Origin of the sequence: Vibrio sp. 2017_1457_13, from assembly GCF_030851525.1 — a bacterium.
GTDB classification, from domain to species: domain Bacteria; phylum Pseudomonadota; class Gammaproteobacteria; order Enterobacterales; family Vibrionaceae; genus Vibrio; species Vibrio metschnikovii.
This window is the reverse complement of the sequence record NZ_VHTA01000019.1, coordinates 1-11,018: the sequence shown is the minus strand read 5'-3', so window position 1 is coordinate 11,018 and position 11,018 is coordinate 1. Positions and strand designations below refer to the sequence as shown.

Below are 11,018 nucleotides of genomic sequence, written 5' to 3'. Positions count from 1 at the left end.
TAACCTTTCTGTGGTTACCGATTGATTGGCACAACCCTGAATCACTGCTACCAGCGCGAGACCTAAAATCCTTTTCATATTAAAACTCCTAGTAATCAAATAATTATCGTTTAGCTGCATAACGCCCGCTTAAGGGGCTGACAACGCTACTACCAAGTTTCCGCATAACACTAAAACCACAAAAACCAACGCATAATAAAAATGCCACGCGTTGAAAGTCCCTCTTGAAGCGTTTGTTATAACACAGTTTCACACATCATGTTCCGTGAGCAATTGACGACAGTTACGGACTGTTAGAACACGTATTTCGAGGCCCAAACTATAAATAATGCGGTAATGGCCAAAAATTATTTCACGGTAGTTCGTATGAGGCATTTCAGGAACCATGCGGCCCATTTCTGGCATTGAGCCGAGCAATTCCGTTTTGTCGAACACATCATTTACCCACTTTTCTGCAGCTGAGGGGTTATCCAACGCAATAAACTCTGCGGCATCACCAAGTTTTTGTAACGCTAGAGGTGACCAAACTACTTTCATTTGATGACGCGTCCCAGAACTTGTGAACGAGCATCTTCGTTTGATACACCCAAACCTGCAGCCAATTGAGCTTCTGCAGTACGCATTTCTTCAAGTAATTCGATTTTCTCTTGCATTGCTTCATACTCCGCAACGTCAAGAACAACGGCTACACCTTTACCTCGTTGTGTAATAACTAATGGTCGACGAGTTTCATTGATCTGTTTGATAAATGATGCAACGCCAGCACGGAACTCAGACAAAGGCTGAATATCTTGATCAAGGTGAATACGGCTCATAACGAACTCCATTTAGTACAATTTAATGTACAAATAGTAGTTCAATTGAGATTTACGAGCAAGGAATTGATTCTGTGTTATAACGCCGCGTTAAGGGGTGAGCAACGCAACGACCAACTAACCGCATTGCACTAAAAACCAATAAAATCAATGCATAACGAAAATGCCGCGCGTTGCGAATCCCTCTTTAACGCCTTGTTAGCACTTTAACTGTTTCCCACTTAACTACCAACATTTGCATACTTTTACCTGCTAATACAATCAAAATTGCACCTAATAAAACTGGCGTAATTAGAAAACCCCAACTTTGTCCCGATAGCATGATTAACAACGGATTTGCACCTGCAGGGGGATGTGTCGTTTTTGTCATTAACATTGCACTCACCGCTATTCCCGTTGCTAGCGCCAATGTAACTGGTGACACACCAATATACTGCGTAAAAAACACCCCCACAAAAGCTGTAATTAAGTGCCCAAAAATAACATTTTTAGGCTGAGCAAGAGGGCTACTTGGCACCCCAAACACAAGTACCGCTGTAGCACCAAAAGGAGCCATTAATAAGGCAACTTCATTCAATGTTGAATCTAGAAAAGAGAGTAACCCTATGGCTAAAAAAGCCCCGAAACCCGCAAAAATCGACATGATCATACTATTCATAAACACACTCCAAAAAGTAGACCAATCTGTCTACACGAACAGGGTAGACAATTCGGTCTACACGTGTCAATATCTATTTAAAGGAGAAATAAAATGAATCCAAAACGTCAATTACTGATAGATACAGCATTAGACCTTTTTTATAAAAATGGGATAAATTCAATTGGAATCAATGAAGTAATCAGTGTTTCTGGTGTAGCAAAACGCACTCTCTATTCTCATTTTGAAAGTAAAGAAGCCTTAATTATTGCATCTTTACAAAAACGACACGAAATATTTACCTCGTGGTTAGAACACAAGCTCTCAGGTTCTAATTCAAATCAGGATGTCATTCACCGTTTATTTTTATCGCTAGCAAGTTGGTTTGAGCACAAAGAGAATATGTTAGGTGATTTTAGAGGCTGCTTTTTCATTAATACTTCAGCAGAATTTAGCGACATGAACAGCGAAATATTTCAATTCTGTCACTTCCACAAAGAACAAGTACGGGAAATTATTAGTCGCCATCTTATAAGTACCGATAATACATTGCTTGATGCTATCTGTATTATGAAAGAGGGAGCAATAGTTACCGCACATCTCGGTGGAAATGGAAATTTGGTGACATCAAAATGTATTCAAATACTGGAATCGTTTGAGTGCTAACGCCCGCTTAAGGGGCTGACAACGCTACTACTAAGTTTCCGCATAACACCGTAACCACCAAAATCAACGCATAATAAAAATGCCACGCGTTGGAAGTCCCTCTTGAAGCGTTTGTTATGCTTTATTACCTATTGATTACATTGAACTTTTACAATGTTCATTAGTTAAAGCCACTTTAACTCAAAATGATAAACTTGCCTACTTTCAGCAATCATTGATGCCGATAAGATCCCAAACAAGTTGAAGCGAAATAGCCTGCGGAATCAATGAACCAGCAACACCAAAGAAAGAGACCTTTCAGCAACAATCGAACCTTTTGCGTACACAATTTATCAGAGCAGAGTCGGAGAAAAGCGCAAAAGCATCGATAAACTTGCGCTAACCAAACACTGTCAGCAAACTAGATGCCAATGAGATCCCAAACATGCTGAAGCGAAATAGCCAGTGGAATCAATGAACAAGCAACAACAAAGAAAGAGACCTTTCAGCAACAATCGAACCTTTTGCGTACACAATTTATCAAAGCAGTGTTGGCCAAATAAACTCAAGCATCGTTCAACTTTCAATCGCCACCAAAAAAACAATAAACTCATAATATCAATCAATTAGAATAGAAAAACCTCCAAATCAGATTAAGTTTTCCCATTAAAATTTATATATTAATTTTGCTGAGGCTCCATAAAGCATAACGCCCGCTTAAGGGGCTGACAACGCTACTACCAAGTTTCCGCATAACACTGAAACCACCGAAATCAACGCATAATAAAAATGCCGCGCGTTGGAAGTCCCTCTTGAAGCGTTTGTTATGTTTTATTACTCATTGATTATATTGAACTTTTTCGATATTTATTGGTTGCGAACACTTTAACTCAAAATGATAAACTTGCCTACTTTCAGCAAGTATTGTTGCCGATAAGATCCCAAACAAGTTGAAGCGAATTAGCCTGCGGAATCAATGAACCAGCAACACCAAAGAAAGAGACCTTTCAGCAACAATCGAACCTTTTACGCACACAATTTATCAGAGCAAAGCCGGACAAAAGCACACAATCATCGATAAACTTGCGCTCACCAAACACTGTCAGCAAGTAAGATGTTCATGAGATCCCAAACATGCTGAAGCGAAATAGCCGGTGGAATCAATGAGCAAGCAACACCAAAGAAAGAGACCTTTCAGCAACAATCGAACCTTTTACGCACACAATTTATCAGAGCAGAGCCGGAAAAAAGCGCACAATCATCGATAAATTTGCGCTAACCAAACACTGCCAGCAAGCAAGAAACCGATGAGATCCCAAACATGCTGAAGCGAAATAGCCGGTGGAATCAATGAACAAGCAACAACAAAGAAAGAGACCTTTTAGCAACCGTTGAATCTTTTGCGTACACAATTTATCAGAGCAGAGTTGGCCGACAAAACACAAGCATCGTTCAACTTTCAATAGCCACAAAAAAAAGAACAATAAACTCATAATATCAATAAATTAGAATGGGAAAACTTCTAAATCAGACAGAGTTTTCCCATTAAAATTTATATATTGATTTTGCTGAGGCTCAATAAAGCATAACGCCGCGTTAAGGGGTGAGCAACGCAACTACCAACTAACCGCATTGCACTAAAAACTAATAAAATCAACGCATAACGAAAATGCCACGCGTTGCGAATCCCTCTTTAACGCCTTGTTAGGCTTATATTTCATAAAAACTTATAGAGTGCTTCTCACTACTTAAAACGCCTTGATATATAGAACATTCAATCTGGTTCTTTTTCAAGGAGTCATATATGAAAGTTTTTGTTTCATCGACCACTCTGGGGCCAAGATAAATAGCTTTAATTGCTTCTTTCGGAATATCAATCAGATATATTTTATTACCAAATGAGTCTAAAACTGGCCTATTTTCGCTATTTCTTACTGGATGAAGTCCAAGAAAACTTATTATTAATCTAACTTCTTGCTCATAGCGCCACTCTAAAGCCTTTGTTCCTATAATTTGCTTATGCGCATCAAATGAGGCTAATTTTATAAACGGTTTATTCTTCGTATATTCAACGTGTATAGGATCTGTGACTGTGCCAGTTTGATCTTTTTTTTGGAAAAACTCATGTTCTGAATCAAACGCAATTACATAACCACAATAAGAATCAGAATAATGTGACCACATCAAAAGATTGCTGTTTGACTGAGAAAGAGACAATATGCCAAGGTATTTGTCTAGCATATTGGCCATCCCTTGCGTCATTAATAAGTCTTTAATCGCTTTCTTCCAAAGCTCCTTGACAGCAATTATTGCATTTTCATAGTCAGTTTTATGGTCAACCTGTTCAATAGGATTTAGTTCACTCCAAAGTTTGTCTAACTCATTAAGAGAACTTTGCAACTGACGTTCAAAGTCGTCTTTCACATCTAATGAGTGATAAGTCTCATAAAAGTCATTCAACGAGCCAAGTTGTGTAAATCTAATTTTCAGATTACGAATAACATCAAGTCGTTCGACTGGTAAATATTTAAAAAGTATCAATCGTCCTCCTATAAGCCTAACGCCCACTTAAGGGGCTGACAACGCTACTACCAAGTTTCTGCACAACGCCGAAACCACTGAAATCAACGCATAATAAAAATGCCACGCGTTGGAAGTCCCTCTTGAAGTGTTTGTTATAAGGTGGGTAACTACTTAATTAAATTGAGTATTTCTTTAAATTCTGGTACTCGGCAATCTTTAACTAGTTCATAAAGACTCATTTCTAAACTAGTTATATCAACTCCAGAATCTGCTAACTTTCTGATTGCTAGCTCTTTGTTTAATTCATCACGTGACGAAACACAATCGCTTACCAAGTGTATATCGTAACCCAGATTTTTTAGATGGAGTGCCGTTTGATAAACACATATATGAGCTTCGATCCCACATATTAACCAAGAAGTTTTGGCTGACTTTTGGATTTCATCAATAAAACGAGGCTCACTACAAGCGTCAAAACTGAACTTGCCAATAGGCTTTTGATTACTCAATAGCTCATTTATCTCTTCGATAGTTTTACCTAATTTATCAGGATTCTGCTCAAGCCAAACTATTGGTAAACCAAGAAATTGGGCTCCTTTAACTAGTTTTGTACAGTTTGAAACGAGCTCGTTACTATTGGATACTAATCGAGCAAGCTTACCTTGAATATCAACGACAATCAGGCCAGTGTTTTCCTTATTAAGCATACAAACTCCTGTGCTAAACCACCTTATAACGCCGCGTTAAGGGGTGAGCAACGCAACGACCAACTCACCGCATTGCACTAAAAACTAATAAAATCAAAGCATAACGAAAATGCCACGCGTTGCGAATCCCTCTTTAACGCCTTGTTAGGTCGGTGCCACAAGGTAACGCGTTTTCACCATTTGATTGAGCAAGACTTCCGAATGAACCAATTCAAGCGCAACTTGATTATCTAAATCACCAAACAACTTTATACCTGAACCTAAGAGTATTGGCATCGTAGTGATCGTTAGTTCATCAAGCACGTTAGCTCGTAACGCACTTTGGATTAATAAACCACCATCTATGTAAACAGATTCAAGGCCTTGAGAAGAAAGTTTATCCAGCATTACAGCGACACTACCTGAAATCAAGCTAGCTTTATCTGCAAATTCATCAGGAATAGATTGTAGTGAGCTACTGGCAACATACACATGTTTTTTATATGGCCAGAAACCGAAGGAAGCAACTTTTTCAAATGTATTTCTTCCCATAAGAAGAACATCAACCGTTGACATGAATTCTGAAAAACCAAAATCGCTACCGTCTGGGTTAGCAACATTTTCCAGCCAATCTAACTCACCATTTATTCCCGCTATGTATCCATCAAGGCTTTGAGCCATGTAAGCTGAAACTTTCACTTTTACTCCTAAGACCTAACGCCGCATTAAGGTGTGAGCAACGCTACCACAATACTTTAACCATACCACCGTAAACACGAAACCCAACGATGGAATGTAAAAATGCCAAGCGTTGGGAATCACTCTTAAATGCTTTGTTAGCAATATTAGTTTCGATTATCAGTGATACGATCTAGTACTAATGCTATGAACATAATCATGTGGATACTACCTAATATAGACATTGTAATACTAATTATTTTTCCAACAGTATTTATTGGATGGATATCGCCATACCCAACTGACGTTAAAGATATTATTCCAAAATATATCGCATCAAAAGCATTCTTAACATTACCGTCATTGAACGCATCATTCACCTCAACAATTAAAGGCATAAACATGATGGAAAGAAAAAACATTACAAAAACAAAAAAACATGGTATTTGCCAAAAGTGCTTAGACTGTACCTCAAGGTTCCTGTACAAAAAGTTTAACAGATACACATAAAGCGAAGAAATAGACAAACAAATGACTAAAGTAGAGAATTTTTCATGATCACTCAAATAATACATAGAGACTAAATATACAGGTAGTAATGTTAGGCTGATGAGAAAGAGACGTTTAATATTGGCCCAGAATGTCGCTGTTGATCCACGTATTTTTAGGCCTAGCCAGTATAAAGTGCCGACAGCTTTAGTTTTGAGGCTTTCAATGGTCATTGTTTATGATTTCCTACTTATCCATTTCCAAGTAACTGTATTATAAGGGGAAATAGCCATTTTAACACCATCTATTGCTAACGCCCGCTTAAGGGGCTGACAACGCTACTACCAAGTTTCCGCATAACACCGTAACCACAAAAATCAACGCATAATAAAAATGCCACGCGTTGGAAGTCCCTCTTGAAGCGTTTGTTATGTGCAATTATTTGTTAATTCATGATCTATTAACCAACGCTTCCTTTCGATCCCACCACCGTATCCAAGTAGTTTTCCATCTTTGCCAATCACACGGTGACAAGGTATAAGAATAGAAACTCGATTAAAACCATTAGCAGAAGCAACAGCTCTAATAGCGTTAGGGTTTTGTATTTTCCTAGCTTGTTGTTGATAAGTTGACGTTTTACCATACGGAATATCCGTCAAATTTCTCCACACTAAAGATTGAAAATCTGTCCCTAGAAATTGAACTTTTACATCAAATTTCTTACGTTCACCATTAAAATATTCGGCTATTTCTATTTTTGCTTTCTTAATATGATAATTTTCACCTGCAATTATTTTTGCGTTTAGTGTTTTCTGTAAATCTTTAAACTCCGTTTCTAACATTCTCCTATCAACGAACTCCAACAAACAAATACCATCATCTGTCGCACAAATAAACATTGGACCCAGCGGAGTCGTAAGTCGACTAATTAATATAACATTATCACCAATACTATTTATTGGGGATTTACCAACTAATCTCTTATAGGTATAACCAAAACCACTCAATGAGTCGTACCCCATATCGAAAGCTGTATCTGTTGATTTTTTACCGGACTTTAATTCTTGAAATGCATTATTGATTCGGTACATTCTTTGATAGGCTTGAAACGTCATTCCATAATTTTTTTTAAACCACCGTCGCACCAATTCAGGGCTAATCATATTTTGTCGAAGTTGGAAATCTGAAATTTTTTCTTTTGGATTATCCCTAACCATTTTCATAGCCTGCTCTACTTGTTCAGGCGCCTCATTAGCATTTTCAGTCGGTTTACAAACCTTACATGGTCTAAAGCCTGCGTCAAGAGCACCCTTAAACGTAGTATAAAACTCTACATTTTCAAACTTTGGCTTTCTTGCCCTACAAGTCGCAATACAAAAAACGGACGTAGTTTTAACTCCAACATAAAATACCCCTATAAACCTGGAGTCTCTCTCTAAGAGTGCCTGATAATAGGTATTTATTCTTTTTATATCGGTAATCAGCATATTTAAAATATCACTTTAAAAGATTGTTCACTTACAACACCCCTCAAAACCTTCTCAAATTCATTGTACATGTAATCAAAGAGAAAATTTCCCATACTTATGCGATTTACACCTATTTTTTTTAGTACTTCGAATTCAAGAAGATTCGGCATACACATTACGTTAATTGGTAAACTAGTGCTTTTAATGATCCTTTTTATATCGTCTTCTTTTTCAATACAAGGTATAAAAATGCAATCAGCACCTGCTTCCTCAAAGTATTTTATACGGATTTCAGTTTCATCCACTGCATTTTCATAGCCTAATAAAAAAGCGTCTGTTCGTACATTGAGGAAAATGTCCCTATTTTCACTTTCCAATTTTCTTTTAATATCATAGATTAATTTTGAAAAACACTCAGTATTAAGCAACGTGCGTTCTTCATTAACTATGCTATCTTCTATATTTATCCCAACAACCCCAAGATCTGCCAACTTGATTATATTTCCTATAATTTTAGATGTATCTCTACTATATCCTGACTCTAAGTCGACAGTTAAAGGAAGTTTAGTATTTTCTACTATTCTCTTAACGAAATAACTGAGTTCGGAAAAACTCATTTTTTCTCCGTCATCGTAGCCCAGCAGGTTAGCTATTGCCGCACTTGATGTCCCTATGGCTTTGAAATCTAATTTTTCGGCTACTTTCGCACTTGCGACATCCCAAACATTGCATATCAATAAAGGCGAGTCTTGGAAATGTAAACTCTTAAAGTTCATGATTTATCTCCTGTTTTGTTGAGAGCACATGATATTAGACGTTAGTATTGAGCCACAACCGAAAACTGGACAAGTATTTTTCACCGATTGCACATAACGCCCGGCTAAGGGGTTGACAACGCACCGCCGAACTTAAAAAACACACTGTAAACACTGAACTTCAATTTTGCACTAAAGTCGCCACGCGTTGGCAATCCCTCTTGAGCCGTTTGTTAGTTGCCCTTGCTCTATTCTAGTGCTAACATTTGTACACACGCAAACTTAGGGAGCTACTCATGGACACTAGAATTCAATTTCGTGTTGATGACGAAATTAAACGTTTAGCCCAACAAATGGCTGAGAGCCAAGGTCGCACACTCAGCGATGCTTGCCGTGAACTTACTGAACAAATGGCTGAGCAACAAAGAAAAACATTATCTCATGACGCTTGGTTAACTGAACAAATAAACCTAGCATTTGAGAAGTTTGACTCAGGAAAATCTTCATTTGTTGAACATAATTCAGCTAAAGCACGAATGGCTGAACGAAAGGCCAAAATTCGTAATCGAGGCCAGCAATGATTTTATGGGAAGAGGAATCGCTAAATGATCGTGAGAAGATCTTTGAGTTTCTTTATGACTTTAACCCTAATGCGGCTGAAAAAACTGATGACATTATTGAGGCTAAAGTAGAAAACTTACTCGAACAACCATTGATGGGTGTTCAACGGGATGGAATTCGAGGACGATTACTCATTATTCCCGAAATCTCAATGATCGTTTCGTACTGGGTAGAAGGTTCAATTATTCGCATAATGCGAGTTCTACACCAGAAGCAGAAATTCCCTACCGATTGATTGTAGTCGGTGGGCAACTAACGCCGCGTTAAGGGGTGAGCAACGCAACGACCAACTCACCGCATTACACTAAAAACTAATAAAATCAATGTATAACGAAAATTCTAAGCGTTGTGAATCCCTCTTAAACGCTTTGTTATACCACTGTCTCAACGTTTTTCCCTGAATGCCATCTCACAAATAGCCTTTTTACAAACATCTGGTATTCCACAATATCGTCTTCACATAATGGAATAGGTCGAAACTGTTCCGGGGGAGCATGAGAAATTGCATTCCTTAGGTTTGCCCAAAGTAACAACTCCTCGATCTCATGCTGCTCGATTTGATAGCCACTGTTAACTAAAGCTTCTAGTTTTGACTTAAGCCCGAACAGCTTCTTGGTATTTTTATCTACAAGCTGATAAGTGATAACTGCTTCAATTAATCCCTGAAGCCTCCAGAGAGCAAACTGCCAAAGATACTGATTATCGGTATAACGATAGTAAGCAACGTCATCAAGGATATCATCCGCAATTTCAGAGCTTTCGCTACGAACCATTGCTGCTTCAGATTCATACTGATGATTTCGCGCTTCTATCATTTCGCGCACAATTGATACTGCATGATCGAAGTCGGATTCAGTTACACCATAAACCCAGTAATCATTCTCTGTCAGATTTTTTAATTGCTCGCGCATTTTATCTCCGAAGTGGTATAACGCCGCGTTAAGGGGTGAGCAACGCGACTACTAACCTTCCGCATTACACTAAAAATCAATAAAATCAATAAAATCAATGCATAACGAAAATGCTACGCGTTGCGAATCCCTCTTGAACGCCTTGTTATGTTTATTTTTCGTACAACTCTAAGGGTAAACCATCCGGATCTTTAAAAAAGGTGAATCGTTTACCTGTAAATTCATCAACTCGAATTGGCTCAACATCAATTCCGTATGATTGTAACTCGTTAGCTGTCGATTCTACTGAGTTAACAACAAACGCCAAATGCCTTAAACCTTGAGCTTCTGGATTACTTAATCTAGGCGGTGGCTCTGGAAAAGAAAACAGCTCAATTTGTCCACCATTTGGTAACGCTAAATCTAATTTATATGAATCTCGGCTTTCTCGATAATTTTCGGCAAGGATCTTAAGGCCTAATATTTCCGTGTAAAATGACTTAGATCGTTGATAATCTGAGCAAATAATCGCTACATGATGAATACTTTCTAAATTCACAACATTCTCCGATTTGAACTTTAGCCGAGTAAACATAACGCCCGGTTAAGGGGTGAGCAACGCAACGACTAACTCACCGCACAACACCGTAAACCACAAAAGTCAACGCATTACAAAAATGCTGCGCGTTGCGAATCCCTCTTGAACCGTTTGTATGGATAATAACTAACGAATCAGGGTAAAGTGAGACCCAGACTTTAGCTGCAACTAAAGTTCTCTATCTGATAGTTCGATTGAACTGTGGCTCCTCT

14 protein-coding genes are annotated in these 11,018 nt (G+C 38.2%); 3 read left to right on the top strand and 11 right to left on the bottom strand.

The annotated features are described in order from the left end of the window. Positions 1 to 249: 249 nt before the first annotated feature. From FKN88_RS16960 to FKN88_RS16950, 3 genes are all read right to left on the bottom strand, one after another. A complete protein-coding gene (locus FKN88_RS16960; protein WP_017049660.1) occupies positions 250 to 537 on the bottom strand; it encodes a type II toxin-antitoxin system RelE/ParE family toxin in 288 nt (95 codons plus the stop codon). Continuing rightward, entirely contained in the window at positions 534 to 815 is a 282-nt protein-coding gene (locus tag FKN88_RS16955; RefSeq protein ID WP_179876634.1) for a type II toxin-antitoxin system Phd/YefM family antitoxin, read from the bottom strand. The genes FKN88_RS16960 and FKN88_RS16955 overlap by 4 nt, the downstream gene beginning before the upstream one ends. Before the next feature lie 187 nt (positions 816 to 1,002). Then, entirely contained in the window at positions 1,003 to 1,473 is a 471-nt protein-coding gene (locus tag FKN88_RS16950; protein ID WP_187984757.1) for an HPP family protein, read from the bottom strand. Between the two features lie 93 nt (positions 1,474 to 1,566). Between FKN88_RS16950 and FKN88_RS16945 the strand changes: the two genes are divergently transcribed. Beyond that, positions 1,567 to 2,118, top strand: a complete 552-nt coding sequence (locus FKN88_RS16945; protein ID WP_161429676.1) for a TetR/AcrR family transcriptional regulator — start codon at positions 1,567 to 1,569, stop codon at positions 2,116 to 2,118. A 1,689-nt stretch (positions 2,119 to 3,807) separates the two neighbouring features. Here the strand turns inward: FKN88_RS16945 and FKN88_RS16940 are convergent. From FKN88_RS16940 to FKN88_RS16915, 6 genes are all read right to left on the bottom strand, one after another. Continuing rightward, positions 3,808 to 4,638: a DUF2971 domain-containing protein gene (locus FKN88_RS16940; protein WP_306687746.1), complete on the bottom strand. Its 831-nt coding sequence runs from the start codon at positions 4,636 to 4,638 to the stop codon at positions 3,808 to 3,810. 149 nt (positions 4,639 to 4,787) lie between these two features. Then, the gene (locus FKN88_RS16935; protein WP_161439090.1) at positions 4,788 to 5,327 is read right to left on the bottom strand and encodes a hydrolase; all 540 of its coding nucleotides are present in this window, start codon (positions 5,325 to 5,327) and stop codon (positions 4,788 to 4,790) included. A 144-nt stretch (positions 5,328 to 5,471) separates the two neighbouring features. Beyond that, a complete protein-coding gene (locus FKN88_RS16930) occupies positions 5,472 to 6,005 on the bottom strand; it encodes a dihydrofolate reductase family protein (RefSeq protein ID WP_306687745.1) in 534 nt (177 codons plus the stop codon). A gap of 146 nt (positions 6,006 to 6,151) precedes the next feature. Continuing rightward, positions 6,152 to 6,706: a potassium channel family protein gene (locus FKN88_RS16925; protein ID WP_306687744.1), complete on the bottom strand. Its 555-nt coding sequence runs from the start codon at positions 6,704 to 6,706 to the stop codon at positions 6,152 to 6,154. Between the two features lie 195 nt (positions 6,707 to 6,901). Beyond that, positions 6,902 to 7,960 carry a bifunctional transcriptional activator/DNA repair enzyme AdaA gene (locus FKN88_RS16920; RefSeq protein ID WP_306687743.1) on the bottom strand — a complete coding sequence of 353 codons (1,059 nt, stop codon included), beginning with the start codon at positions 7,958 to 7,960 and terminating at the stop codon, positions 6,902 to 6,904. Between the two features lie 2 nt (positions 7,961 to 7,962). After that, positions 7,963 to 8,718 (bottom strand): isocitrate lyase/phosphoenolpyruvate mutase family protein, encoded by a 756-nt coding sequence (locus tag FKN88_RS16915; RefSeq protein WP_306687742.1) that lies wholly within the window; start codon positions 8,716 to 8,718, stop codon positions 7,963 to 7,965. 275 nt (positions 8,719 to 8,993) lie between these two features. Between FKN88_RS16915 and FKN88_RS16910 the strand changes: the two genes are divergently transcribed. Continuing rightward, positions 8,994 to 9,278, top strand: coding sequence for a type II toxin-antitoxin system RelB/DinJ family antitoxin (locus FKN88_RS16910; RefSeq protein ID WP_017040620.1), 285 nt, complete (start codon positions 8,994 to 8,996; stop codon positions 9,276 to 9,278). Then, positions 9,275 to 9,553: a type II toxin-antitoxin system RelE/ParE family toxin gene (locus FKN88_RS16905; RefSeq protein WP_154170972.1), complete on the top strand. Its 279-nt coding sequence runs from the start codon at positions 9,275 to 9,277 to the stop codon at positions 9,551 to 9,553. The genes FKN88_RS16910 and FKN88_RS16905 overlap by 4 nt, the downstream gene beginning before the upstream one ends. Before the next feature lie 136 nt (positions 9,554 to 9,689). On the opposite strand, the gene FKN88_RS16900 is transcribed toward FKN88_RS16905, so the two are convergent. Together FKN88_RS16900 and FKN88_RS16895 are read right to left on the bottom strand one after the other, a co-directional pair. Then, entirely contained in the window at positions 9,690 to 10,229 is a 540-nt protein-coding gene (locus FKN88_RS16900) for a hypothetical protein (protein ID WP_170906798.1), read from the bottom strand. A 151-nt stretch (positions 10,230 to 10,380) separates the two neighbouring features. After that, positions 10,381 to 10,767, bottom strand: coding sequence for a VOC family protein (locus FKN88_RS16895; RefSeq protein WP_306687741.1), 387 nt, complete (start codon positions 10,765 to 10,767; stop codon positions 10,381 to 10,383). Positions 10,768 to 11,018: the final 251 nt, after the last annotated feature.